Genomic DNA, 23,323 nt, shown 5'->3' with positions numbered 1-23,323 from the left:
CATTGCTTCATGATGGTCTTTATCCATGATTTTAAAAGGAAATATGACTACAATATAGACGGTTTCACACAATAAATCAAAGCAGATGGGGGCTGTTGATAGCCTATGAATCAAACCATGATATCATTGTACTTACTGATTTGAATCAACAACAAACAAAATCATTATAAACAATGATATTAATACATCCTTGATTGTTTTGGAGACCCAAGTTTTATGAAAAAATTGACCATAACCTTAATGAGCTTATCATCAATCAATTTATATCATCCTATTGCTTTTGCTGAGAATTCCCACCATCACACAATGACCCATGTCACGTTACAGTCTTCAAAATCAGAGACTCGTCCTACCATGCAATTATCAATTCAAAAAGTCATTGATAAAGAAAACAAAAAATTAGTATTGATTAAACTAAGCGATACTAAAAGCAACAAACCAATCACCTTAGACAATCTCATTGAGGCGCATACTCAGAAAATTCACTTGCTGATTATCGATAACCATCTCGTTGACTACAGTCATGTTCATCCAATAGAGACAAATATACCCGGTGTTTATCAATTCGAATGGCAGCCTACCCTGAAAAATGCCTCCTATCGAGCGTGGGCTGATCTATTGCCTGCGAATACAAAAACTCAGGAATACATTATTGTCGATTTTCCATCACCTAAAAATATTGAGGGATTAGGAAATCATCTAGATCGCCAGCCTTTATTTGAAAGCACTGTCGATGGTTATCAGTTCAAATTAACTTTTGATAAAACACCCTTACAAGTGGGGCAACCAGCTATGGGCAAAATAGATATTGTTGATGCCAAGGGAAACCCAGTCCATACGTTAGAGCCAATTATGGGTGCTTATGCACACATTGTAGGCTTTAATGAGGACTTTAAAACAGTAACCCATGTCCATCCAATGGGCAAAGAACCAACCAATAACGCTGAGCGAGGTGGACCTGAATTACAATTTCATATCGAACCAAATAAACCCGGATTTATTAAACTGTTTGCACAGGTACAAATCAATGGGAAAACACTTTTTGCTCCGTTTGGAATCCCAGTAAAAAGTACAATGAAATATTAGATCCACAAGACTGGATATATCACTTGAATTACGAGTCCATTCATCTCAAATTGAGCAAATAAAACTGGAGAAACTATCCATTGGCATATGATTAATTTTCTGGTAGTCGATTGATTTTCAATTTCATTGAATAGATGTCAGATGACTTATCTTTGTGACTTAAAGGTAAAGGAACTCTTACTTTATAAAGTTCTCCACCATTTACTAAAACAAAAGCCTGCCCCTTTGGCAAAGAAATAATATCCTCCACTCCAATCATAGGCACAGAAGAAGTTTGTACTCTATCCTCATTAGTTGTATTAAAATAAACCCCATCTTCACCATGAGGTGTATCATTAACCATAGAAACTTGGGTATGACCAATAACCCCAACTTGTGGGAGTACTTTAACAAGCAGATTAGCAGTTTCCTCATTTTTAACCCTAAGCATTATTAAGGTATTAAAATTTCCCTCAGATACTTCAGCCTTAGCCCTGGATCCAAGTGCAACTTCCATATCCTGAATAGTTTGAGCATAAGCAGTAACCTGAAAACCTGCACCGCCCGCTTTATTGAGAATCTTCACAAATGAATCCTGAATAATTTCGGACAACTCGTCACAATGTAGATTCAAGATATAGCGAGCATTGGGTTCTTTATAAATTTTACCAGCTGTAGAAACCAGATCTGACAAGAATGCTTTACCTACTGCTTGGGCAATATTAGGATTCGTAAGACTATCCAATCCAATATAAAGTACCTTTTTATTTTTAATGACATCCATTAGTTCAATATCTCCTGGTCCAATTTTGGATGACAGAATTTTAGAAGCATTACTTTTATTAATTTCAGATAACACAGGACCGACACTGGCTGTGATTTTGTCATAGTAGTGTTTATCCATAATAGCTGCGTCATAAAGATCTATCAGGATTTGGTCGTGTAGAGCTTCGGCATTGTTGCTTTTAATGGTTTTGTTGATATGGTCTTTGACGTATTGAATGACTGCCTGGTGGCGCTCCATAGGGGATTTGGTTTTATTGTTTTTACCAATTTTGCCGTCGTGTTCCTCGATAATATCTTCAATCTCTTGATGATAGTTGGGATAGTGATTGGGTAGGATGGAGTCAGCATAGGTCATCAATAACTGATCTAATCGACTGATATAGAAGGCTATGGATTGGTAGGTAATTGGTTGTTTCATTTCTTCAAGGCATATAGCCACAATGTTTACGTACTTCCATGCAAAGGCAGCAAACTGTTTTCCTTCACCCTCTGTGGATATTGCATCAGTAATTCGGGTTGCAACTTCACTGACTTGGTCGTAGCTCTTGAGTGGGTTGTATCTTGCCGATTGGTCTGGAAAGCCCAAGTGAACGATTTTGAAATCTTCTGTCCTGCCTGATACCTCACAGGCAGCCAACATGTCTCTAACTAAGTCCTGGTCGCCTTTAGGATCTACAACGATGACGCCATCGCCATTTCTGATATCTTGGTTAATCAGAATACTGGCTAAGCGTGTTTTGCCGACTCTGGTAGTGCCTACAACGAAGGTATGACCTACACGTACATCTTGCGGAATGTAAACGGGTTTATCTTCTTCTCCAACCCCATGCAGGAAAGGGCTTCCTCCAACAGGAGGATCGGGTCTAAATGGATTTAACTTGGAATGGTTGTTAAGCCATTTTGCTAATCGGATGTGCTCATGGTTTTGGCAAAATTGTCTGGCCAGCTGATAGCAATACCCTTGTTGCATGAATTTTTCATTTTTGACCTGTTTGATTTGATGCAACTTTTGGGTATGGCTTGGCCGCCAGCGAAAGCCTTTACCAAGGAATAACCAGTTTGTGGATAAGGGGATTTCTGTGGTAGGTAGTGCATAGGTTGGCATGGCTAAAAGTCTTCGATGATAACGTTTCACTTTTATGGCTTGCCACGCTCTATAGACACCAGGGATTAATAGTGTAATCGCTGCATACAGGCTCATAGTTTGAGTAAGCAAGAACAGATGTGGTTGGCTATAAGCCAGTAGAGCTAAAGACAAACAGGTGATAGCTGACCAGGCTTCTGTTGGTTCTCGTAACAAGTTATTAATCGGGTAATCACTCATAACATTCTCCAAATCATCAGGGCATCAATAAACAAGAAAATAGCCAGTAGATACCAGCGAGCTTTGAGAGCTGTATTTAGTTGTTCGGATTTGAGTTGATTATTAACCTGTATGCGTGTGACTAGCTTTGGCCATAACAAAATCAGGGCTAAATAAAGTAGTCCATGTAAGCCTAGAAATAAGGGTTGAATATTGGCGAATGTATCTTGCAAACGTGTGAGTAGATTTGCATTGATAAACCAAGGAGCAATCGTCAATAAACCAAGGATTGGCAAAATGGTTTGAATCAGTACTATAATGGATGAACGGATATAATGTTTAATCATAGGGATAGCTCCAAATGAGAAAGGTATTTCGTTTGTTGGCAGTGGTTCTTGATGCCCTTGTTGGTGTGGCTGAGGATAAACCTGCTAAACGCTACTTGACTGTTTATGAGGCTCAAGAAAAGTTTGATAAGGGTTTGATTAGTATTCGTGAATACAATGAATCCATTGAGTCTAAATAAGGCCTTCATCGAAGACCTCCTGATATCACTTTAATTCCTGTTTTAGCTACCTGCATACCAGACTGACTTACGTTGTCGCTATGACGTTCAGAACCGCTGACTAAATCCATAAGGCCTGCACCAGCGTCACCACCAAAATGACTAGATAATCTAAGTAACAAAACAGGTGCAACGAAGTAAAACATCACAGCCATATTCTTCATAGCCGAAATTGCATCGTTTTCACCTAATGGATCAAGTACGGAGCGTTCGAGAAATCCGACCAAATGCCAGAGGTATTGAAGAAAGATAGCCATAACAAACAAGGCGCACAAGCTGCCTAATGCTCTTGGACTATAACAACTTAGAGACAATACCATTGGTGTTAAGATAATTAAAAAGAACATGAAAAACGCCTGCATGACGGGCAGGGTTTGCATAATGGATTCTCGTTTCAATGGGGTTGATGTCCAGGATTTTGTCCATTGTCCGACATTGACCAGGCTATGGGTAATGGCAGATGCGACTTTTCCATTGTTGTTATCCATGAGGTTTTGTACTGAACTGGTCTGCATGTCTCTGCTTTCTTGCAAGAGCATCTTGGCAATAAAATCTTCTGCGCTGATGTCCGCCTTCCAGGCTTTGGGGTGTTTCACTTTATACTGACGAACCCTATCCAGCATAGCGTAGTAGTTTAGATGTTTATTAAAAACACTGGCCTGATTAGAGACTTCAACCAAGTCGGTTTTGATTTTGTTCCACCATTGCTGACAACTGGGATAACCATCTTCTGGCAATCGTTCGGGTGGAATATCGCCACGATTAGCTGCTTTTTCAAGATTGCGATTAGGGGCTTGATGAAAGGTAAATCCTGGCACGGGTTGGCGTGCATGAAGTTTGCTGTAATACATCTTTTGCAGGATTTTAGAACCCATCCAGTTTAAATCATCTTCACCACCATAGCGTTTGAGCATAGGGTCTAATTCACTTGCTTCATGCTTTTCACTATTGAATTGAGTTCTTGCTTCAATAAAACATTGTCTATGAAAATCCAATGCTTGTTTGCGAACGCTCTGGGGTAGATAGGTTGATACCAAATCGCCTTGAATGGATTGCAAACTATCGGTGCAACCCGTTACTTTCATAAGGCTGTAGGTAAAGCTCGACATAAAATTCTGGATGATGGCAAAGCCTATAGGTATTTTGACCTGGTTAGTCAGTAGATCCGCAAAGGCTTCATCATAAGTTGTTCCACTGTCGCCAATGACTGCAGTCGTCGGGTTTTTTAGTCCACATAAGGGTTTAAATTGCAGGGCTTTAGTTTCCAATGGTACGCAAGGATAGACAAATAAGCTGCATATGAGGAAAGTGACTGCCAATTCATACAGGAAATTATTTAAAGCATGTTCAACCGCATAGAAAGCCCCAGCTGGATTAAGCACATTTTTAAGAAAGCGATAACCAATGGCCAAAAAGCCAAGATATAACAGCCCTGTTTGCCACAGGGCGTTAAATAGAACCTCATACTGTTGCCAGCCTAGATAGGTTGTGTAGAGAGATAAAGGGTTAAAGACAATCATAATTAAGCTCCCTTATTTTCTTTGACGTAGATTGCACCATTTTTTACAGCTGGCTGTTCATGATCCTGGCCTGGGATATTTTGGCTTTGTGCTTGATGGCGAATGTCCATAATGGTTCCCAAAGTTTCGTTCATCATTTTTTTGCGGACATCGTTTTCAAATGACAATGAGTGAATGTCATCATCCAATTTTTTCAGTGCAAAAAGGACCATGTTCATAGCAGGCTTTAGATTTTGTACTTCTTGCACTTGCAGTCCTGCTTGTAATATACGACGCATCATTAAGGCTTTATCCAACATATTTTGGACAGCAATTTCCTCAGCTAACTTCGAGACAGTGAGCATCTGTTCTTCACGAGGTAAATGTTGAATTGTGATAATGACTTCATCAGTAATCAGTAAATTGGAGGCACTGACTTTATGCAGATTTTCTTCGGTCAGTGTCCAGGTACCATTGACTAAATTCCATAAGGCTTTGGCAATGTTCTGACTACAGGTATTAGCGTTCGCACAGCTTTGCAATAAAGCTGATAAGCCTATTCCTGCTTTTGCATCGTGATTTTGTTTGTTTTCACTGCTGCTTACTTGAATATCACCCAGAACCTTAACTGCCCAATTGGCAGCATCAGTGGGCGTTGGCCAGCTTAGTGTCATAGGGATTTTGGTACTTGGTTTCTCCAAGGAATTTAAAGGTTTTCTCTCCAAAAGAATGTTGTACCCAGCAATGACTACATCATTAATCACCTTAATGGGGCGTTGGAATTTACCGCCAGCATTACCTTTATCGCTGCCTATCCAGGGTAGACCGTACTCATCTCGTTTTTGGGCAATACTTTTTGACGTTTCGGTTACATCGACGTTTTCCTTCTTAGCCCGTTTGGCAGCATCGAGCCATCCCTGACTATCTGATACTGATAAGATGCCTTCCATAGGAGATTGGTTTTGTTCCAGTGCTTGTTTGACTTCCTGACAATCTTTAACTTTGAGAGTAAATTCATTTTGTGCGCTAGATGCAGCATTTTGTAGAACATTGTATAAAGCAGGCATGGACTGTTGTAGCTTATAAAGTGGAAATCCAGCAACAGAGCCTTTCAAATTATCAATTACACCGCCAGGGATATTTAAGGCTGATTTCTTTAAATCCTGAAAAGTATTGGTAATGGATACCACAGGATTAAAACCGCTACAGGAAAAGCCCATACGGCCATCGATATCTGCACCAATAACCAGTGTTTGATCTTTATTGACTGGTGGAATAAATAAATTGGATGTTCCTCCTAATTCATAATAGTAATCAGATTGGCTGGGCATAAAGCTGCCAGCATGGATTAGTGAGGGGATTAGTAAACTAAGCAGTAGCGATTTCTTCATGGCATCGTCCTATCGTTTTTGAGGTTGTTCTACTTTGGGAAAGGTTAAAAAATTCACGAGTTTGCCTTTGTGCTGAATACAGCCGCGGTATTTACGCCAGAGGACAAAGACATAATTGCCATTTCCGGCTTTTTCATCCTCTGTACCAAAGTCCTGTGCCTCGCCTGGATGAATATTTCGGTTAATGGGATAGATTTCCTGCCAGATGACTTTTGTGTTTTTTGGGTCATAAATGGCATTAGCCACTACACAGTTTTTCCCGCAAGAATTGCGGGTTGATTTAGTGACATGTAGGGGATTTTTATTGGTGACGATATCCACTGCGTGCATGGCTGCAACAACTGAGGCTCTATAGTTGTAGGGCTGAGTCACTCGCATTAATCTTGGAATTTCAGAACCCCAATTTTGGGTGAATGTGCCAATGTCATGGTTAATTAATAGGTGAGGATGAGTTCCCATATACAACAACTCAGCTGCTTCTGTTCTGTCCATGAGTGCATCGGCTTCGGCAAGATAATAAGGAACGCCAAAACCTGTTTCAGATCTATGTGACAGGTAGGGAATACGATAGAAAGCAGCAGGGCTGCCAATAACATCAACGATTCGGGTGCGTTCATCATTGATATGCTGATCAGTGGTTTGTCCGCTGTCATTGCCAAATCCTAATTCAGATCCAGTCGCAGCTTTATAGGCTTGTTGATACAGTGTTCTTGCTGCTTTATTTTCATAAAGCGTTCGTGCTTCAAGCCAGGGATTTTCTTCTGGTTTATTGCTGACGGTAATGATTAAATCAGGCAAGAACTGCTCAATCGCAGGCGTGACTTCAAGCCTTGGTGGTAGACGACCTACAGTCCATGTGCAAGATCCAATCACTTTGTAATGGCTGTTTTGAAATAGTTTTTGCAAGACCCGTGTGGCTATGGTGAAGGTGTTCACAGGGTGAGGCGGACTTGTGCTTTCTAAGGCAAAGGACAATTTAGTCATAAAAATAAGTCCTATTGTGAGTAGCCGTTTTAGGTTGTTCGAGTTTTTTAGCCATGATTTCAGCAGCTTCAAGGACATCATGTTCTTTCTCCAGGAGGTGGCGTTGAGCTTTTTCTGATTTTTCAGTCATTAACAGGGCAAGCAGGTAGCGAGGTGGAATGACACGAAACAATCCCTGATAACGTGACCCTAATAAAACCGCTTCTGCATACAAGCCTTTTTGCGAATCAATATCTCTGATTAAGGTTTCTTGTTGTGGTGTTAAGGATTTAAAGCGTTTTACGTCAGTGATTTCTTTTTCATCTAGCCCCAATAAAATCCAGGTTTCAATCAACGATAAAATTTTGGTGGCCTTTTCTGAATTCATGTCTGTGACGTTTTGGGTAATAGCAACTAGCCAAAGCCCAAGCTTTCTTGCCACTTTGGCAACCAGTAAACATACGGTCACAACAGAGGGGATTTGAAATTGCAAATGGGATTCATCAATAAAGAGAAAGGTTGGTCTGTTATCGTTCTGAGTGGCTTCTGCCATAGCTAATATTCTCGGTAGCAAGGACACCATAACCAAGGCCAGTTTTCCGGTATCATCCTTAATGGCTGAAATATCAATATGAAAAATATCAAAATCGCCTAAGGGTTCTGTCGGCACATTAAAAAAGCGAGATTTGGCGCTGTTAATGACATAACTGTTCAATCTGTCGTGCATATCAAGGATGCGGTCTTTTTTGCGAGCAACCGTTTCTCTATCCAGTCGTCGTTTAAAAGCACTTACGATATGCTCAGTGAGCATTTGCGGTATGTCATTGTTAAAGGACATTAAAATCGCATCACTTAACACTTCGATTAATAACGTTTCATCAGCCAAGGTAAATTGTTCTTCTTCCAAAGCATTGGCCTCAGTAATCATGGTACGTAAAGCTAAGGCTAGCTCGGCCAGATAGGAACGGTGACCATCACCACAGACCACGTCCTCTGAATTAGCGGGTTCTTGGAGGTTACTCTTTAATTCCATAATTTTTTGAGCAATTAAGGTAGCCTGCTCAGTACTTAAATTATCCGTGATTTCAGGAATAGCTTTATATGCTTCACAAAATGGATTTAATGGAACTGCTTCATCTTTCTTATTACTCAGTAATAACTGTTTGGTCTTTTTACCGTGCGCTTTGGCATGAATGAGTATCCTGTCAAAAGAGTTTCCCATTTCAAAGAGCACTACTCGGGCATTTTTCATGGCTAATAAAGATTGAATCATCCAACCCGTTAAAACCGACTTGCCACCACCAGAGTTTGCAAAAATAGCGCAATGAGAATTTTGGCTAACAAAATCATGATGCAGTAAGTCAAAGAAAACAGGTTCACCCAAACGATTGAAAAAGGGGAAACAAGGTAAATGCCTCGCTCCTTGGTTACGGCCATAAACCGGAAGTAGGGCTGCTAGTTCAGTGGCATACATAAGGCGGTCAAAGCATAAGTATTTACGAGCATAGTGAGGATCAAAATTAAACGGCAAGGCATTGAGCCAGGAATTTAGAGGATGGAGATCATAGCTGGAATGAATCAAGGGCATTTTGGCATCATTGAAAATTGTGTGCAGATTTTTTTCTATGATTTGAGCTTGTTGCTCATCTTCGGCTTGATAAAAAACGGCCTGATTAACCCAAAACAGCCGATTGCCAGTACTTAACTCATTACGGGCTGTTCTAATATCATCTCTGACTTCTTGCGGTTTTAGACTGGTTCCTACAATTCCTTTTTCCAATCGCGTTAAATGCGAATCAAGATTTTCATCATGACTAAAGACGACTTGGATTGTGTAGATGCTTCCTTCTGGCAAGGTGTCTAAAAGTGCGTATCGGTGCTTGGGATTGGCTTGTTGTCTTTCTCGTGAGACTAAACCAATGATAGGCGCTTCTTTTAATCCATCCACATATAGAATTCTTTGTTTCATTCCTTCAAAGATGAATCCTTGTTCGTCGCTTTCAGGTGGCGTAAAGAATATATTTTGCGCTAGATTAAAACCTGCTGGTATAGGATTAGGATAAGGGTATTGTTCTAATATCGCGTCAGCTGATTTGGGATTAAACCAACGTATCCACCACTGGTAATAATCTTGGCCTTTGAGGCGTTTAATTTCCAAACCTGGTGAACGCAGTTTTGTTTCAATCTGACTAATGACTTCTTGATGTTCGAGAAGAATTTGCTCTCGTGGCAAGGTGGTTTGATGTAATTGTCTATAAAACAAAACTCTGATTCTTCGTCTTCGTCCACGGTAAGGCGCGCCTGTTTTTGGATCAATAAATAAGCCTTCGGGTCGGGTCATCTTATTGTAGAGATCGTGCAGGCGTTCTAAATAATCTTGCGTTAATGGACTTTCTCTAAATTGTTGCGGGATTTGGGTTTTAATATGAGTGATAACGGGATCAAGGCAATATTCGTCTTGAACAAACATCTGCATGACCCAAGGATCAACGACATGAAGTGGGACTACCGATGCAAAGGTATCCCGAATTTTATTAAATACGGCTTGTAAATATTCAGGGGAAGCGGCTTCTGCTTGAATGTCGCCTAATTCAAACCCCGAACCTAAACTTTTACCATCAGCAAATAAAAAGACCTGCTCTTGTTCATTAAAATCAACAATAGCCAGTCTATCGGCAAAAGAGGGTAAAGGATTGGCGTAACGCTTTTTAACGGTTTGTTCCTTTATGGCTTGGGGATTCATTTCCCCAAGCAACCAGTTAGATAATCGTTTCATCATGTCTCCTTAATACAGTTCTGATGCCAAGGCATACTGGTTTTGCTTGTAAAGGAAAAAGCGTGTCGTGTAGGCAGGCTTTATGATTTGTTCATCACCCAATTGCGCTACATGAGCAAAAACATGGATAGGCACTTCGTGGTTAGGGAGTTGTTTAAACTCTTCACCCGAATCATCAAAACGTGCCTGCTGGTAAACAGGCTTTTGTATTGGTTGTTGTAGGCTCTGCTGATACAACTGGCTGACCGTTAAGCCCTGCTCAGGAATAGCGTTTTGCGACATCCTAGCAGTGGAACAAGCGCTTAATGCCAGACTAGCGCAAAGCAGTGTCAAAGTTTTTTTGTTGATGGTAACCATAATCTAATACCCTCCCTTGGTGTTCTTTATCAATGGCTATGGTTTGGCTGAAATGTAAACTGAGTTGATTAGGGACAAATCCTGAATGGCTGCGGATACTGGCAGGAACAAAGACCATATCGAAGCTGCCCTGGATTCTTTTCTCAAGCCAGTCAGTAATCTTTTGACTGCCTTCGTTGATTGCGCCACCAGCCGCAAAGTGCGCTAAGTCGCCTGTAGGTGTGGCAATGGCAGAACCGCCCTCGGCTTGATAGCTCATTTGCCATTTAGATAGAGCATTTCCTGCACCTTGAATACCGCCAGCTGCCATGAAGGCTGTTAATACTCTAGGGGCATTGGTAATGTACTGTCCTTTGATGCAGGGGTTGCCGAATTGCGTGGTTAGATAACCAATGCTGTCGTTATTCACCAGCTCTGCGGAGCTTTTCATTTGTTCCTGGCCGATACTCACAAAATGCCCATCCTCAAAGACAAATAAGGCTGAGGTGATATAGGCGCGGACACAGCTGATATTATCGAGAAAGGAACCAACGCCAATCGAATAACCGCTGATTTTCATACCAGTGATTTCTTCTGGCAGTTGCATCCCATTAGCTGTCATTAAATCCCCTCGACTGACAATTGCTGTGAAGGGAAATAAAGGCTGCATGAGTTTGCCCTCAACAGGTACTTCGCCGATTAAAGCTGATAAGAGCGTTACTTTGCTGAAATCACTGCCCGCTGGAATGGTATAAAAGGGCGTTTTAGTAGGCGCTTCTTCCTTGGTTGAGTTGTCATGTTCGGTGAAAATTTTGCTTTCTGACGGAGCCTTATCCAGCAAGGTATCCAAGTCTTTAATTTGACCGGAAACAGGGGCTTGATTGCCTTCCATGGGGTAAGATTGGGTTTGGTGCTCAGTGAGTGATGCAAATTTTTCCTTTAATGCGTTCAGTTCATCTTGCAGTGCAAAACCCACTTCTTGTTTAGGTTGTTTTAATTGTTTTTGTAGCGATTTATTCTCTTTGTGCATTTGTTCTAATTTCTTTTCTGTTTCTAATAACCGAGCGGAAACATCACGAATATTGTCATTGAATTGGCTTGCTATAGCTTCACCAAAATTATTAGGGTTGGGTGTGTTATCGCTTGCGGGTGAGCTATGTCGGCTATTGATAAGAATCATAATGACCGCAAAGACCACTGAGCCTGCCAGAATTTTAATGCCTTTATTTTTATTCATCGGCTATACCTCGCATGTTGAGTGAGTGCTGCTGCAAAAGGTTGATCAGAGACTAAAATGACAGTGGTGCTTTCATGTTGATTGCCTGGTGGCAGTTCGCTTCTAGGGTAAAAGCTGGCGGTTTGCCAATGCCCCATAAGTTTGGTGAATTGCAGCTTCACAGGCTTATTGAGCAAGTTTTTTAAATCGACTGCGGTGACATAGAGATTGCCTCCACGCCATGAAGCCAGGGGATGAGCTTCAATACTTGCACCGTAAAACAAAGGGATGGTTTTATTAGTTTGCATGGGTGAGCGATAAATTCCTTCTGGAATTTCTCTGACACGCTCAGGTGAATACAAGGCTTGAATGGCAAAGCGGGTTAATTGAATAGCGTTGTATTCATACTGACTGGCTCCTGCATTATGATTGGTTTTGGGATCATCAATCAGAATTTCAATCGGCGTGGTGTTGATTGCTTTTTCATTGGCATTAAGGTTAAGAATAACCACTTCACCTTCAGGCAATAATTGGACAATTAAACGAGAATCTTTGAAGGATTCCTTAGCTTTAAGATACAAACTGCCTTTGACTTTCAGAATATCAAGGCTGGCACTCAGTTGTTGATCAATAACCTTAATAGCTTGGGGAAATTGAACTAACCTTTCTTTATTAATAGGTAACTCAATCGTTAAAGGGACTTTTTCCCAAACCAGATGTTCGCTTTGCAGGGCATAGCTTAAGTGCATCACAGCAAAGCCCAGGGCAAATAGGCTAATTTTAATGAGTTTCATGGTGTTCCTCCGTGTCGGCCAGTAAATCTTGTAAACGTTCTTCAGGATGGGTGTAGCCATCCAGGGCTAATTGGAAAGGGTTATGGAGACGTGACAGGTTGAGTTTGACCACGCGAAGGTGATAAGCCACTACTTTGTCAGCAATGACCATGGCAGAATTATCTTTGAGCCTTTGCGTAATGCGTAGTATCAGTTTGACTTCCCAGGTATCGGGACCAATTTTTTTAATATCTTGCGGTTCCATAAAGCGATAGAGGCTTGCTACTTGAGTACGGTCAAAGAGCTGAGCGTTTTTATAAGCTGCCAGAGTTTCACGAAGTAACTGCTCATGGCGTGGTGTGAAGTAATAATGAAAGGCTTTAATGTTTTGATTGAATTCTTCTTTGCCCTTATTAGACCAGCTGTAGAGTGTCGGCATTAGGGAGGTCACATATCCTTGCACGTATTCGTTCGGTATTTCGCTTGCTTTCATTAAACCGCCATTAGCAGCCATATTAGGACTAAGCCAGAACTCATAGTGTTTAGGCATGGTCATCAGGTTAATAATTAATGCCAAGACGATGATTGATAACACACCGACAAAAGCCAGTAATAAACGATTGTGGTGTTGTAAGCTGTCGATTTTTTTCCAGTAGTTAAACATACGGCTCTCCAACAGATTTATTCTTTTGCCAATTTCCCTGATAATGAATCCAAGGTGAATGTTTGAGCCTTAATCGCACCATCCACTGAATCGTTTTCTTCATCACATAACCATAAGGTTTGCCTGCTTTGATGCGGGAAATTCCTTTAGGCCAAACGGTAATAGACAGAATGAATCCAATCACAAAACCGATGCAGCCAGAGGCCAGCGGAAACCCAATCGTTATCCCTAAGAGAATGAATAACAGGGTAGTTGCTGGGGTTGTGGTGATAACAATCCAAAACAATTCACGAAGACTTAAGCCTTTCCAGGCTGGGAAGTCATGTGATAGATGGCGCGAAGAAGGCTGACTCATGGTTTCACCTCCTATATTTTGAACTTGGTAATCATGGTGTAACCCACATAACCAGAAGCAATGCTAATGGCCAAATAGGTGATGCCCATTACGGCAAAAGTACCGAAGGCCACCATGGATCCTTCGTTCTTTTTGGACTCTTCAATACCGTGTTGTACTGTGGTTATGAATTTAATAAACGTTACGACCGCGGTAATGAAGAGCAATAAACCAAGACCTTGTTTGACGTAATTCCCTGTCACGGTCATCATGCTTTTAGAGCCGTCCCCGATGTTGTCCGCATCGGAAATTTTAGGGAACCAGTTGTCTGCTAATAGCACAGGGGCATAAAAGAGATTGATTGCACCAAGGTAGATAGAGCGAAGCATTGTTTTCATGTTGTCTCCTTAACAAATAAAACCAGAATGAAGATCATCAGACCAATCACTAATCTGATGAGCCGAGAACCCAGACGCAGTAAGTATCCATGTTGTTGTTTTTCCTCTGCGTCCATCATGTGGTTGACAGACCACATCACCGCCAATATCACCAGGGCAATGGCAATAAAGCGGATACTTCCGGAAAAGACTTGTGCCGATATGTTATTGCTTGCTTGTTTAAAGGTAGTGGCAAACATCCTGGCTATTTCGTCTTTACTCATTAGGGTTTCCTCACAAAGTCCATTTCCAAGGACTTGATCTTGCGTGGTGCAATGATGGGTTGGTTGATGTAATCAATCAGGCCATTGCGAATATTCAGTAAATCTTCTCTTAAGCCTGCATGATGTTGGCCTTGGACATCTTCAAATCCTTCAATTTGTAATTGGATATGGGCATTGGGTGTTATCTGTGTTTGTGCTTCATCAAGCAGGGGCATGATGGCGTTAATCTGGTTAATGATGCGCACCAGTGTTTCATTTAAATCAGGGTTATTCGCCCAGCTGTGCAGGCTTATTATCATTAAGGTCAGGCAAAGTAATCGTTTCATGGTTTCTCCTTATAGATACTTCTTAAAGCGACTGGCCGTCATGGCCACCATTAAACCCATCAATAAACTGATAGGAACAAAGACATAAGCCGGAGTGATGCTGACAGGCAGGGCAAGCCAGAGCATGAGTAAAATCACCAGCAGTTTTTTTAAATAGTGATTAAGCCTGTGGAAGACATAAGATGACTCACGGCCTAAACAAGCGGTGCGTATTGCTCTTTGGTTAAGACCATCAACCAGACCTGCAACCATGGTCAGGGCAAATAAAGGCATGGCAGCGAATAAAATGATGAGTTTAATTAACAGGCATTGACTGCTTAATAAAACCAGTTGGAAAAACTGTTGCGATTTTTCGAGTAAGTCTGCTGCAAAGTCGTTAATGGCTAATTTGTTTAAATAGGGAATGGTTAACGTCCAGCTAGGTTTAGCATCTAAGGGTAGGGTTGCCAGTAGTGAACCTTGATAGACAGGGGTGATGGCTTCTCTTTGAGTATTTACGAGGACATTGACCTTATCAAAGGCAAATGGGTAGCCATGAAGCAGCCATTGACTTACAGCCCAGATAATCAACGCTAACCAACCCAGAAAGAGAACCAATGTTAATTGCAAGGTCATTTGTCTTGAATATTGTTTTATTGCCATACAGCCCCCTCAGCAATAATTAAGGGGTAATGCTGTTCATGGATATAATTCAGCAGTGGATCAACATTGACGGGCAGTAATGGCAATTTGAATTTTTCTTGCAAGGCTACAATGGTTTCAAAGTCATTCACATTGGTGATGAACCCTGTAGCTTGCATGGATTTTAATTTCTCTTGATGTTGTTCTAACCATTTGATGGATTCTTTATCCACACCTATGACAAATAAGGCCATGTTTAATAAATTTGTATCCAATTTTTTATGGCTTACTTTGCCTACAGTGGCTTTGCTTTTTGCTGGTACACCTATCGGGCTAGACAGATTAAGTCTCAAAGACGCATCACTTTGTGACAGAGTTAAAGGAATCACGTTCATGCTATGAACGTTTAAAGTGACTAACAGCAATAGCAAAATCCTAATCATTAAAATCTCCCTAAATCGACAATTTGTGAGGTTTTGCCATTGGCCAGTAAGAGGAGAGGTGTTTGTTTCTTGTCTAGTTTTAATCCTTCATATTGTTGGCTTCCTGGGTTCAGTGTGATTTGCTGATTGGTAACCAAATGGATAGGGATTTGATGTTTGTTAGCCCAAAGTTGAATGGCGCTATTGTCCATATCCAGAAAGAGCAGGTTGAGTCTTGTATTTGGTGTATGGCTAATAGCATCGATCAGTTGCAGTAAAATAGTGGTTACAGCGTCATCTGGTCTTATAAAGAAATAGAGCGATTCACCCTCTTTTAATTGAATGGGTTGATGTGCATAGGGAGAGTAAGGAGATGGATCAAAATCACCGACTACAGGCACATCTTTAAAGAGTTGGTTATAGGCTTTGTAAAAGGCATTATTCCAGGCTATGTTTTGCGCAACCTTTTGGGCTTCTTGAAGAGCAGCAAGTTCAGCGAAATGCGCCCGTTCAGCATCATTCTTGGCATTTAGTCCAAGAATATCAACGGGTGTCATACGCAGATCTTTGTAGTAAATACCGCTTCTACTTTGCATTAATTGCAGATAGCGTTTTTCTTCTGCTTCACTTAATCCCCAGGCTTTAGCTTCCTGCTTTTGTAAGTCGTTAAGTTGAAAATCTTTGCCTTCGATGACTTCATCATGAAATTCAGCCAGACCTGCTTTCGTCAAGGCATTATCAGCACTTTGCATAGGTGGAGTGACAATACCTGGGATATACAAACCGGCAATTGCCTGTTGTCCCAAGAATAGTCCAATTGTCAGTGTGGACAGCTTAAGCATGACTCACCCCTTGTTGACTTAGATGAACCAGCACATGCGCTTTGTCATTATTCTCAAATTCTATGGTTTGCTTGGCAAAATCGATTTCAAAGACAGTCCATCCGGCTAAGGAATCGCCTTTTTCCAATGCTTGGGTTTTATAATGGTAGGAAGCAGAGGCAACAGAAACTTCTTGGATACTATCTATACTCAAGACCTTAAAGGGCAGTTGGCTTTCAGGAAGCATTTTGACAGGTTGTTTTTTCTCATCCAGATGACGCAACAAATCAGTAATGCCTTCAAGTTGTTTCTTAATAGCAATTTGTTCAGTCGTAAACATTTCACCTACTTGGTAATCGTCCTTGTTTTGTAGTTGCTGAATGAAAGCTCCCAATTGTTTTAGGTTTTGGGTGATAGGCGAGAAATCCGGTTGTTCAATAGGTTGATTGAGTTGTTTTTGTATGGTGGTTAATCGCTCATCCAGCGTATTAAATTTATTGTTCTCAAGAGAGGGTTGGCTTTTTACACAAACGAATACAACCAGCAATCCATTTAACAAAAGAAGACTAAGCCATTTGGCATCCAAATATTTTTTCATCCTGCTCTCCTTGCTATCAGACTAAAATTGACTTCTCTTAACAGGTCATCCTGCTTGAGATTGAATAGATGCTGACCGACCAACACCGTCAGCCCGTCTGTAATCGTTAAAGGGCCTAAATTTCTGCTAACCTGCGGCAGTGGTTGTTTAAATACTTGTTGTAGGCTTTCGCTTTGTTTTTCTTTGGGGGCAAGGTGATACCCTGAATAACGAAGCCAGTAATTCACCGCTTCCCCAATAGTCTGTATGGATTCAGGAAAATGAATTTGTTGAACGGTTTTCAATGGATTAATCTGAGCAGCCAAAGGTTGATTGTTGACCGTGGCATAGCGACTGACTTGGGTTATATTAGCTGCCTGACCACTTAGACTACATAAAACAAAACCGCAAAATAGATATTTTCTAATCATTATTGACTCCTGATTCTGTGGATTTATCCCGTAATTTTTGAGCCAGGGCATGTTGTTCCATTGCTTTTTGGATAAAGACCTCTTTACGTTCAACATCAACATGTTTTGGAGCGTCTATACCTAATTTGATTAGTCCTTCATTTTCAGAGATCAGAAGTACTTTGATTCTGCCTTTATCAATGTAAATTTCTTCGCCCATACGGCGGATTAGAATTAGCATGATGTTTTCTCCTTAGCTTCTTTAAAGAGGTAGTCTTTCATTTGGTTGATATGAATTTGGACGACTTGGGGATCGGTACGGACATGCGGTTCAGTTTTTTGTTTAAGAGCTTCTTGACGAGCTTGGATGCCTTTTTGAATGTTGGTGCAGTACTCATAAAAAATCGGCAGACAAGGAGGAACAGCTAGCTTCTTCTTTATTTGTTCTAAAGCAAGTTTCAGCACTTGATTGTCAAACTCGTTTAAGCTCTCTGACCATTCACGCTTTGAGAGTTCGAGAAAACTAGGGTTGCTGTAAGTCGAGACCCACAGATATCCATAAATTGCTGCAAGTCGCATAAACAGCGTATCCATTCGCTTATCGTACTCTGGTGTGGTCGAATGAGAGGATGTTGTTTCCTGAGTCTGATGGTTCATCAAAGTCGAAATCGAAGTTTGCATCTTTGCAGGATTCAGTAAGGATATCTGTTGCTGATTTTTTTCGAAAACGCACTTGATTGGCTTCATTTTGTTGCTCCTCTTGGGTTTTTAAGGTAAGTAATTCATCGTTCCAACATTTGCGTGAAAGCCAGGTAGCTGGGTATTTCCAGTTCGGTAGCCACTCGCCGATGAACTCCATTTCTTCACGGTTGTTAATTTGGGCTTGCAGGCCAGTTAGTATTTGTTCGACCATCTGTTCATCTGGTTGTAGATAACCAAATTCACGCCAGGCTTTAGTTCGATCTTGTTTTAAAGGATAAAGAGACCAAAATTTTTCAAATTGCTGCTTTAAAAAAATAAAACGATCTTTGGAGTTATGAGGTGTGTCGGGTTTTGTGTTTTGAACTGTGCTGGGCTTTTGATATTTTTTGTCGTAACTTGATGTTTTAATATTGTTTTTATCGTTCTGGTTTGTGACGGGTTGATGTGTCGGGTTTGTGTCGGGTTTATTTTGAGCAGACAAATCCGAATTGGCTAATAAGCATTTTAAAATGAGTTGTTTTCCAATAGATTTGATCTCCACTAATCCAGCGCGTTCAAGCGCATAGATGATACGGCGTAATTGTGGACGACTTGGGCTACCAGAATGTTCAAAACCTTGGTGGGGTTCAACATAAAGGGCTTCAGCAAGCTGTTGATAGCTGATTTTACGCTTAACACCTACCAGAAAGGTATTACGATCCATATAAGGACGAATCCCTAGCAAATAGGCGGATTGCTGAATATAAGGCAATCCCATCAGTGCAGATAATTCATCAGTATTAACAAACAAAAATCCCATTTCTATATTTCATCCTTTATAAGCACCGCTAAAAACAGCACTTGCACTATCAAATGATTTCAATTAGTATCAATCAATAACACGAAATGTGTTGTTGATAACCCATTGTAAATAGGCGCTTTTTAGAGTCAATGGGGTATTTCCGTTTGATAGCAAATGAACCTAAATGAATATGAAAAAAATTATTGGTAGTAGGATTACGCAGGCTAGAAAAGCGAATGGGTTGACGATTAAAGTTTTGGCTGAGATGACTGGATTAGGGGCTGCTAGGATTGGGAATTGGGAGCAGGGTACGAGAAGTCCTGGGCCGGAGGAGGCCATGGTCTTGTCTAAGGAATTACGAGTCGCGGCGTCTTGGCTGCTTTGTTTAACGGATGATCCTTATGGAGAACGACTTGATTATGTTGCTAAGGATTTATTGGTTTAAAACATTTTTATTCACCTCGTCTTGCCTAACTGTTATCCAGTGGCCAATTTAGTATAACTGTCACCTTGGTCAACCCCTTATCTGATTGGAGCTGTAACTGGATATTTTACATTGCCAATAGCAGTGTTAGCTCATGAAATCAGTGAGCTTATTGTCATTGCAAGCGGTCTTCGCATGTTAAAATCTTAACTTATGAAATCGACTTTAATATGGATGAATGATTACAATGCATTTAATACTCGCTTAAGTCGCTGCCTCACTTCACTGGCGACCCGATTAATTTCAGGGTTGTCTACTAATTCTAATACTGCTTTTGGATCCATAAATTCAATATAAACGTTTCCTGTATTATCTTGGCGTACAACCACATTACAGGGTAAAAGCAAACCTATAGATGGCTCCTTTTCTAAAGCTTGATGTGCAAATTGAGGATTGCATGCACCAAGAATTTGATAGGGAGGCATATCTTGATTTAACTTTTTTTTTAAAGTTGCTGACACATCTATATTTGTAAGAACTCCAAACCCCTCTTTTTGTAGTTCTTCAGTAACTTTCTTAATTGCATCATCAAATGAATACAATATTTTTTTTCCAAATCCATATTTATTATTATTCATTTTCTTCCTAATTGTTTTGATAGTTAACTATTTACTTCGTAATCGTTTTGCCCACCAAAGAAGAGCTAGAGTTATCAGTGCGTTGATAACAATTGACCAAGTATTTAAAGTGGTAGTCAAAATTATAAATTTAAGGTCTAAAGGAAGTAAAAATGCAAAAAAGACGTGCACAATTGTATGAAAAAATTCAAACCCCGCAAAAAATAGAACGATATCTCTCAGCATAAAATTTCTCCTTTTCAATTAGCCTTCATTCACTTGAGAATCTGGAATTCTAGGGATCCAAGATCATCGAATTCGGTACTCTATCCGCATTTTTGCCCTAAATCATCGTTCATCCGGAACTAAAAGAGTATAATTTCTATCCCATCTGACTTTAATTATAGTGGGTTTTGGTGGATGTCAAAGGCGAAAGCTCATTCTTCTGGATGTATTTGTTTTTTAGCGTAATGAATCCCCTGCAATGTGGTACGATTAAGTATCTTAATTTTAGGTGTTCTGATTTTAGTTCATCCACACATGCTCAGACATTCCACAGGATTTAAACCTGCAAATGATGGACAAGATATACGAAGCATTCAACATTACTTGGGACAAAAAAATATTCAAAATACGGTACGATATACGGAAATTTTTGAGGTTCCAGGCTAGAAACCATTCTAGAGGGAAAGAATACAAATAATGATCTATGTAATTGATGCAAAATAAGTTAAATTTAAAAGTAGTTTCGTATACGGAATTTTTATAAGGGAAGGGATGCATTATTTTTTAAGATTATTCATGACAGCCCTATTAATACTATTCGTTTTTAACGAAGCACAGGCTGCCATCCCGCTAACCTTTAAGCAGGCGTTAGAGATTGCCTATCGCAATAACCCTGAACTGCAGGCAGAAATAGATAAAGCGCAAGCCATGAGAGGTGCTTTTATTCAAAGTGGACTTTATCCTAATCCGCAACTGACTTTAACGGGTGAAAACTTTGGTGGTTCTGGCAGTTACTCAGGTTATGAATCTGCAGAAACAACAGCCTCAGTTACCCAACCTATCCCTTTGGGTGGTCGTCTTAAGTATTTGAAAAGAGCAACCTACGCTGATTATTTAGCATCACTAGCCCAGATTAATGTTCAGAAAGCAATACTTTATATGACGGTTGGAGTTGCTTACGTTGATGCTCTTTATGCTGGGCAATGGCATCAAGTCACCAAAAAACTGATTCGCTTGAATCAAGATATCGTTTCAGCGATTGAACGGCGAGTTAAAGCAGGTGCTGGTGCGGAATTGGATTTAAGGTTGGCGCAAGTGCGATTAGGAGAAGCGCGGATTCAGGAAAAGAAAGCAGAACGAGATGCTTTATCTCAACGAGCAAAACTTGCTCGTTTATTAGGTGATGGTTTAAGAGTTGACCGACCCTTGATAGATAAAGGTTTACCGGGTCTTACTTTGAATTGGGCTGATTTATTAAAAAAACTACCGCAGAGCCCACAGTTGATGCAATTGCAACTGCAGCTACAGGCAAAGCGTGCAACTATTACAGCAGTTAAAAAGGCCGTCTGGCCTGATTTAAACATCCAATTGGGTGGACGACATTTTTCTGATGATGGCAGTAATGCAGCAGTGATGTCTGCTTTTGCAGAAGTTCCGGTTTATAACCGCAATCAAGGGAAAATCATGACAGCAGAGGCACAATACACACAAACGGCTCATGAGTTTCAAGGCGCTCGTCTTGATGTGCGTCAAAATGCCTATAATGCCTTTTTGCAAGCGCAACAAAGTAATTACGAGGCGAATTTAGTCACGGATTCCTTATTGCCTTTAGCAAGAAAATCCATCAAATTAGCCCAAGATGGTTATCAAATGGGGCGTTACACCTATATTGAATTATCAACCGCACTTAATGCTTTGTATGAAGAAGAGCGGCACTATCAACAAGCCCATGCCGATTATCATAAATCGCTAATTCAACTTATAGGGCTATTGGGATTACATCCTTCCAAGGAGAGTAAATGAGATTACTAAAACCAGCTTTCTCTATAATTTCACTGATTATTCTTTTATTAGGATTAAGTTGTTCTTCTCTTTGGGCTTCTGAAGAATCTCATGCTACAGAAGAAGAGGGGCATCAAGAATTAATTTCCAAAGGTCCTCATGGTGGGCGATTGTTTAAAGACAGCAGTATTGCCTTAGAGCTTTTCATTTTTGAAAAAGCAATGCCGCCTCATTTTCGGGCCTTTCTTTATAAGAATGGCGCAATTATTTCCCCAGAAGCAGTTCGATTAACAGTTCAACTCACCCGATTTAATGGAAAAAAGGAAGAAATTACTTTTAATCGAATTGAGGATTTTTTACAGAGCAATCAAATCATTCAAGAGCCCCATTCTTTTGATGTGAGCATTCAATTGGCATTCCAGGGGAAACAATATCAATGGCATTACTCAACTTATGAGGGCCGGGTAAAAATTGTGGCAGGTATTCTAAAATCAGCCGACATTCAAGTGGCAACAGCACAAAGCCAAACGATAAAAACTCAATTAAAAGTGGTCGGAAAAATCGTACCTAATCGTGATACTTTGGCACCCATCTATGCTCGTTATTCGGGCATTATTAAATCACTAACTAAAAACCTTGGTGAAGAGGTGAATAAAGGCGACGTATTAGCCACCATTGAAAGCAATGAAAGCCTGCAAAATTACACCATCACAGCGCCTATTACCGGAACCATTGTGCAGAAATATGCAACCAATGGAGAGCTTGCGCAAAATACCAAACCTATTTACGAGGTGGCGAATTTAACTACTGTTTGGGCTGATTTTACCTTGTATCGCAAAGAAGCCCCTCTTGTAAAACAAGGTATGGAAGTTATTGTGACCGGCGATGAGGGAAAGCCTGAATCAAAAGGTACTATTTCTTATATTGCACCTTTAGGTATCGAAGACAGTCAAACCACTTTGGCGCGAGCGGTTCTATCTAATACCAACCGTATTTGGTTGCCCGGTATGTATGTGAATGGTGCAGTGATCATCAAAGAAAAAACAGCACCGGTTGCGGTCTTAATTTCTGCCATTCAGAGGCTCAATGATATGGATGTAGTTTTTGTCCAACAAGGGGATTATTTTGAAGCCACTCCTGTTAATTTAGGAGAAAAAGACGACCAGTGGGTCGAGGTGGTTTCGGGTCTTGATGCGGGTCAGCGTTATGTGAGTAAAAACAGCTTTTTTATGAAAGCAGAGCTTGGCAAAGAGGGCGCAAGCCATGAGCACTAAGGAATAGAA

29 protein-coding genes are annotated in these 23,323 nt (G+C 40.6%); 6 read left to right on the top strand and 23 right to left on the bottom strand.

From position 1 onward, the window contains the following. The first annotated feature begins 216 nt into the window (after positions 1 to 216). The gene (locus Lery_RS12155; protein ID WP_058527512.1) at positions 217 to 1,086 is read left to right on the top strand and encodes a hypothetical protein; all 870 of its coding nucleotides are present in this window, start codon (positions 217 to 219) and stop codon (positions 1,084 to 1,086) included. Positions 1,087 to 1,177: 91 nt separating this feature from the next. On the opposite strand, the gene traD is transcribed toward Lery_RS12155, so the two are convergent. After that, the gene (gene traD / locus Lery_RS12150) at positions 1,178 to 3,175 is read right to left on the bottom strand and encodes a type IV conjugative transfer system coupling protein TraD (RefSeq protein ID WP_058527511.1); all 1,998 of its coding nucleotides are present in this window, start codon (positions 3,173 to 3,175) and stop codon (positions 1,178 to 1,180) included. After that, on the bottom strand, positions 3,172 to 3,501 hold the full coding sequence (locus Lery_RS12145) for a hypothetical protein (protein WP_058527510.1): 330 nt from the start codon (positions 3,499 to 3,501) through the stop codon (positions 3,172 to 3,174). The genes traD and Lery_RS12145 overlap by 4 nt, the downstream gene beginning before the upstream one ends. A gap of 14 nt (positions 3,502 to 3,515) precedes the next feature. On the opposite strand from Lery_RS12145, the gene Lery_RS15495 reads away from it, so the two are divergent. Continuing rightward, a complete protein-coding gene (locus Lery_RS15495; RefSeq protein WP_080272202.1) occupies positions 3,516 to 3,680 on the top strand; it encodes a hypothetical protein in 165 nt (54 codons plus the stop codon). Positions 3,681 to 3,685: 5 nt separating this feature from the next. Here the strand turns inward: Lery_RS15495 and Lery_RS12140 are convergent, their stop codons facing one another. Genes Lery_RS12140 through Lery_RS12045 form a run of 20 tightly spaced genes read right to left on the bottom strand, consistent with a single transcriptional unit; the run spans position 3,686 to position 19,010 of the window. Further along, entirely contained in the window at positions 3,686 to 5,239 is a 1,554-nt protein-coding gene (locus Lery_RS12140) for a conjugal transfer protein TraG N-terminal domain-containing protein (RefSeq protein ID WP_058527509.1), read from the bottom strand. A gap of 2 nt (positions 5,240 to 5,241) precedes the next feature. Next, positions 5,242 to 6,609, bottom strand: coding sequence for an integrating conjugative element protein (locus Lery_RS12135; RefSeq protein WP_058527508.1), 1,368 nt, complete (start codon positions 6,607 to 6,609; stop codon positions 5,242 to 5,244). 9 nt (positions 6,610 to 6,618) lie between these two features. Continuing rightward, the gene (locus Lery_RS12130) at positions 6,619 to 7,593 is read right to left on the bottom strand and encodes a TIGR03756 family integrating conjugative element protein (protein WP_058527507.1); all 975 of its coding nucleotides are present in this window, start codon (positions 7,591 to 7,593) and stop codon (positions 6,619 to 6,621) included. Next, the gene (locus Lery_RS12125) at positions 7,586 to 10,348 is read right to left on the bottom strand and encodes a conjugative transfer ATPase (RefSeq protein ID WP_058527506.1); all 2,763 of its coding nucleotides are present in this window, start codon (positions 10,346 to 10,348) and stop codon (positions 7,586 to 7,588) included. The genes Lery_RS12130 and Lery_RS12125 overlap by 8 nt, the downstream gene beginning before the upstream one ends. Positions 10,349 to 10,357: 9 nt before the next feature. Further along, complete coding sequence (locus Lery_RS12120; RefSeq protein ID WP_029345718.1) at positions 10,358 to 10,705, bottom strand: TIGR03751 family conjugal transfer lipoprotein; 348 nt, start codon at positions 10,703 to 10,705, stop codon at positions 10,358 to 10,360. Next, positions 10,662 to 11,921 carry a TIGR03752 family integrating conjugative element protein gene (locus Lery_RS12115; RefSeq protein ID WP_058527505.1) on the bottom strand — a complete coding sequence of 420 codons (1,260 nt, stop codon included), beginning with the start codon at positions 11,919 to 11,921 and terminating at the stop codon, positions 10,662 to 10,664. The genes Lery_RS12120 and Lery_RS12115 overlap by 44 nt, the downstream gene beginning before the upstream one ends. Beyond that, the gene (locus tag Lery_RS12110) at positions 11,918 to 12,694 is read right to left on the bottom strand and encodes a TIGR03749 family integrating conjugative element protein (protein WP_058527504.1); all 777 of its coding nucleotides are present in this window, start codon (positions 12,692 to 12,694) and stop codon (positions 11,918 to 11,920) included. Before Lery_RS12110 ends, Lery_RS12115 begins: the two co-directional genes overlap by 4 nt. Continuing rightward, positions 12,681 to 13,337 carry a TIGR03746 family integrating conjugative element protein gene (locus Lery_RS12105; RefSeq protein WP_058527503.1) on the bottom strand — a complete coding sequence of 219 codons (657 nt, stop codon included), beginning with the start codon at positions 13,335 to 13,337 and terminating at the stop codon, positions 12,681 to 12,683. Before Lery_RS12105 ends, Lery_RS12110 begins: the two co-directional genes overlap by 14 nt. Beyond that, complete coding sequence (locus Lery_RS12100) at positions 13,330 to 13,692, bottom strand: TIGR03750 family conjugal transfer protein (RefSeq protein ID WP_058527502.1); 363 nt, start codon at positions 13,690 to 13,692, stop codon at positions 13,330 to 13,332. Before Lery_RS12100 ends, Lery_RS12105 begins: the two co-directional genes overlap by 8 nt. An 11-nt stretch (positions 13,693 to 13,703) precedes the next feature. Then, positions 13,704 to 14,069: a hypothetical protein gene (locus Lery_RS12095; protein ID WP_058527501.1), complete on the bottom strand. Its 366-nt coding sequence runs from the start codon at positions 14,067 to 14,069 to the stop codon at positions 13,704 to 13,706. Beyond that, entirely contained in the window at positions 14,066 to 14,332 is a 267-nt protein-coding gene (locus tag Lery_RS12090) for a hypothetical protein (protein ID WP_010652870.1), read from the bottom strand. The genes Lery_RS12095 and Lery_RS12090 overlap by 4 nt, the downstream gene beginning before the upstream one ends. Continuing rightward, positions 14,332 to 14,658 (bottom strand): RAQPRD family integrative conjugative element protein, encoded by a 327-nt coding sequence (locus Lery_RS12085; RefSeq protein ID WP_058527500.1) that lies wholly within the window; start codon positions 14,656 to 14,658, stop codon positions 14,332 to 14,334. Before Lery_RS12085 ends, Lery_RS12090 begins: the two co-directional genes overlap by 1 nt. 9 nt (positions 14,659 to 14,667) lie before the next feature. Beyond that, a complete protein-coding gene (locus tag Lery_RS12080) occupies positions 14,668 to 15,300 on the bottom strand; it encodes a TIGR03747 family integrating conjugative element membrane protein (protein ID WP_058527499.1) in 633 nt (210 codons plus the stop codon). After that, the gene (locus Lery_RS12075; protein WP_058527498.1) at positions 15,291 to 15,722 is read right to left on the bottom strand and encodes an integrating conjugative element protein; all 432 of its coding nucleotides are present in this window, start codon (positions 15,720 to 15,722) and stop codon (positions 15,291 to 15,293) included. Before Lery_RS12075 ends, Lery_RS12080 begins: the two co-directional genes overlap by 10 nt. Next, the gene (locus Lery_RS12070; protein ID WP_058527497.1) at positions 15,722 to 16,543 is read right to left on the bottom strand and encodes a TIGR03759 family integrating conjugative element protein; all 822 of its coding nucleotides are present in this window, start codon (positions 16,541 to 16,543) and stop codon (positions 15,722 to 15,724) included. Before Lery_RS12070 ends, Lery_RS12075 begins: the two co-directional genes overlap by 1 nt. Continuing rightward, on the bottom strand, positions 16,536 to 17,120 hold the full coding sequence (locus Lery_RS12065) for a hypothetical protein (RefSeq protein ID WP_058527496.1): 585 nt from the start codon (positions 17,118 to 17,120) through the stop codon (positions 16,536 to 16,538). The genes Lery_RS12070 and Lery_RS12065 overlap by 8 nt, the downstream gene beginning before the upstream one ends. Continuing rightward, entirely contained in the window at positions 17,117 to 17,530 is a 414-nt protein-coding gene (gene pilL2 / locus Lery_RS12060; RefSeq protein ID WP_058527495.1) for a PFGI-1 class ICE element type IV pilus protein PilL2, read from the bottom strand. The genes Lery_RS12065 and pilL2 overlap by 4 nt, the downstream gene beginning before the upstream one ends. Beyond that, entirely contained in the window at positions 17,523 to 17,750 is a 228-nt protein-coding gene (locus Lery_RS12055) for a carbon storage regulator (protein WP_058527494.1), read from the bottom strand. The genes pilL2 and Lery_RS12055 overlap by 8 nt, the downstream gene beginning before the upstream one ends. Next, entirely contained in the window at positions 17,744 to 18,103 is a 360-nt protein-coding gene (locus Lery_RS12050) for a hypothetical protein (RefSeq protein ID WP_080445614.1), read from the bottom strand. The genes Lery_RS12055 and Lery_RS12050 overlap by 7 nt, the downstream gene beginning before the upstream one ends. Before the next feature lie 4 nt (positions 18,104 to 18,107). Continuing rightward, positions 18,108 to 19,010 (bottom strand): hypothetical protein, encoded by a 903-nt coding sequence (locus Lery_RS12045; RefSeq protein WP_058527493.1) that lies wholly within the window; start codon positions 19,008 to 19,010, stop codon positions 18,108 to 18,110. 166 nt (positions 19,011 to 19,176) lie between these two features. Here Lery_RS12045 and Lery_RS12040 point away from each other — a divergent pair, with 166 nt between their 5' ends. Beyond that, on the top strand, positions 19,177 to 19,437 hold the full coding sequence (locus Lery_RS12040; RefSeq protein ID WP_029345736.1) for a helix-turn-helix domain-containing protein: 261 nt from the start codon (positions 19,177 to 19,179) through the stop codon (positions 19,435 to 19,437). Positions 19,438 to 19,658: 221 nt separating this feature from the next. Here the strand turns inward: Lery_RS12040 and Lery_RS12035 are convergent, their stop codons facing one another. Next, positions 19,659 to 20,054, bottom strand: a complete 396-nt coding sequence (locus tag Lery_RS12035; protein ID WP_058527492.1) for a DUF302 domain-containing protein — start codon at positions 20,052 to 20,054, stop codon at positions 19,659 to 19,661. Between the two features lie 519 nt (positions 20,055 to 20,573). Here Lery_RS12035 and Lery_RS15090 point away from each other — a divergent pair. The 3 genes from Lery_RS15090 (at position 20,574) to Lery_RS12020 (ending at position 23,314) form a co-directional block, all read left to right on the top strand. Further along, a complete protein-coding gene (locus Lery_RS15090) occupies positions 20,574 to 20,705 on the top strand; it encodes a tyrosine-type recombinase/integrase (protein ID WP_080445623.1) in 132 nt (43 codons plus the stop codon). 129 nt (positions 20,706 to 20,834) lie between these two features. Continuing rightward, on the top strand, positions 20,835 to 22,061 hold the full coding sequence (locus tag Lery_RS12025; protein ID WP_374188627.1) for a TolC family protein: 1,227 nt from the start codon (positions 20,835 to 20,837) through the stop codon (positions 22,059 to 22,061). After that, positions 22,058 to 23,314 carry an efflux RND transporter periplasmic adaptor subunit gene (locus Lery_RS12020; RefSeq protein ID WP_058527489.1) on the top strand — a complete coding sequence of 419 codons (1,257 nt, stop codon included), beginning with the start codon at positions 22,058 to 22,060 and terminating at the stop codon, positions 23,312 to 23,314. Before Lery_RS12025 ends, Lery_RS12020 begins: the two co-directional genes overlap by 4 nt. The last annotated feature ends 9 nt before the right edge of the window (positions 23,315 to 23,323 follow it).

The sequence above is a fragment of the Legionella erythra genome, assembly GCF_001467615.1.
Lineage (GTDB): Bacteria > Pseudomonadota > Gammaproteobacteria > Legionellales > Legionellaceae > Legionella_C > Legionella_C erythra.
Note: the sequence above shows the minus strand (reverse complement) of the source record. Positions and strands in the feature narration are given on the sequence as shown.

Bases quoted from the DNA above. Each gene is read 5' to 3' on its own strand.
- Lery_RS12040 (WP_029345736.1), top strand. From the start codon at position 19,177: ATGAATATGAAAAAAATTATTGGTAGTAGGATTACGCAGGCTAGAAAA.
- Lery_RS12105 (WP_058527503.1), bottom strand. From the start codon at position 13,337: ATGTTTAACTACTGGAAAAAAATCGACAGCTTACAACACCACAATCGT.
- Lery_RS12075 (WP_058527498.1), bottom strand. From the start codon at position 15,722: ATGATTAGGATTTTGCTATTGCTGTTAGTCACTTTAAACGTTCATAGC.
- Lery_RS12085 (WP_058527500.1), bottom strand. From the start codon at position 14,658: ATGAAACGATTACTTTGCCTGACCTTAATGATAATAAGCCTGCACAGC.
- Lery_RS12100 (WP_058527502.1), bottom strand. From the start codon at position 13,692: ATGAGTCAGCCTTCTTCGCGCCATCTATCACATGACTTCCCAGCCTGG.
- Lery_RS12110 (WP_058527504.1), bottom strand. From the start codon at position 12,694: ATGAAACTCATTAAAATTAGCCTATTTGCCCTGGGCTTTGCTGTGATG.
- Lery_RS12125 (WP_058527506.1), bottom strand. From the start codon at position 10,348: ATGAAACGATTATCTAACTGGTTGCTTGGGGAAATGAATCCCCAAGCC.
- Lery_RS12095 (WP_058527501.1), bottom strand. From the start codon at position 14,069: ATGAAAACAATGCTTCGCTCTATCTACCTTGGTGCAATCAATCTCTTT.
- Lery_RS12055 (WP_058527494.1), bottom strand. From the start codon at position 17,750: ATGCTAATTCTAATCCGCCGTATGGGCGAAGAAATTTACATTGATAAA.
- Lery_RS12065 (WP_058527496.1), bottom strand. From the start codon at position 17,120: ATGAAAAAATATTTGGATGCCAAATGGCTTAGTCTTCTTTTGTTAAAT.
- Lery_RS12080 (WP_058527499.1), bottom strand. From the start codon at position 15,300: ATGGCAATAAAACAATATTCAAGACAAATGACCTTGCAATTAACATTG.
- traD (WP_058527511.1), bottom strand. From the start codon at position 3,175: ATGAGTGATTACCCGATTAATAACTTGTTACGAGAACCAACAGAAGCC.
- Lery_RS12050 (WP_080445614.1), bottom strand. From the start codon at position 18,103: ATGGATACGCTGTTTATGCGACTTGCAGCAATTTATGGATATCTGTGG.
- Lery_RS15495 (WP_080272202.1), top strand. From the start codon at position 3,516: ATGAGAAAGGTATTTCGTTTGTTGGCAGTGGTTCTTGATGCCCTTGTT.
- Lery_RS12070 (WP_058527497.1), bottom strand. From the start codon at position 16,543: ATGCTTAAGCTGTCCACACTGACAATTGGACTATTCTTGGGACAACAG.
- Lery_RS12025 (WP_374188627.1), top strand. From the start codon at position 20,835: ATGACAGCCCTATTAATACTATTCGTTTTTAACGAAGCACAGGCTGCC.
- Lery_RS12115 (WP_058527505.1), bottom strand. From the start codon at position 11,921: ATGAATAAAAATAAAGGCATTAAAATTCTGGCAGGCTCAGTGGTCTTT.
- Lery_RS12130 (WP_058527507.1), bottom strand. From the start codon at position 7,593: ATGACTAAATTGTCCTTTGCCTTAGAAAGCACAAGTCCGCCTCACCCT.
- Lery_RS12020 (WP_058527489.1), top strand. From the start codon at position 22,058: ATGAGATTACTAAAACCAGCTTTCTCTATAATTTCACTGATTATTCTT.
- Lery_RS12045 (WP_058527493.1), bottom strand. From the start codon at position 19,010: ATGGGATTTTTGTTTGTTAATACTGATGAATTATCTGCACTGATGGGA.
- Lery_RS12120 (WP_029345718.1), bottom strand. From the start codon at position 10,705: ATGGTTACCATCAACAAAAAAACTTTGACACTGCTTTGCGCTAGTCTG.
- Lery_RS12090 (WP_010652870.1), bottom strand. From the start codon at position 14,332: ATGAGTAAAGACGAAATAGCCAGGATGTTTGCCACTACCTTTAAACAA.
- Lery_RS12145 (WP_058527510.1), bottom strand. From the start codon at position 3,501: ATGATTAAACATTATATCCGTTCATCCATTATAGTACTGATTCAAACC.
- Lery_RS12155 (WP_058527512.1), top strand. From the start codon at position 217: ATGAAAAAATTGACCATAACCTTAATGAGCTTATCATCAATCAATTTA.
- Lery_RS12140 (WP_058527509.1), bottom strand. From the start codon at position 5,239: ATGATTGTCTTTAACCCTTTATCTCTCTACACAACCTATCTAGGCTGG.
- Lery_RS12135 (WP_058527508.1), bottom strand. From the start codon at position 6,609: ATGAAGAAATCGCTACTGCTTAGTTTACTAATCCCCTCACTAATCCAT.
- pilL2 (WP_058527495.1), bottom strand. From the start codon at position 17,530: ATGATTAGAAAATATCTATTTTGCGGTTTTGTTTTATGTAGTCTAAGT.
- Lery_RS15090 (WP_080445623.1), top strand. From the start codon at position 20,574: ATGCTCAGACATTCCACAGGATTTAAACCTGCAAATGATGGACAAGAT.
- Lery_RS12035 (WP_058527492.1), bottom strand. From the start codon at position 20,054: ATGAATAATAATAAATATGGATTTGGAAAAAAAATATTGTATTCATTT.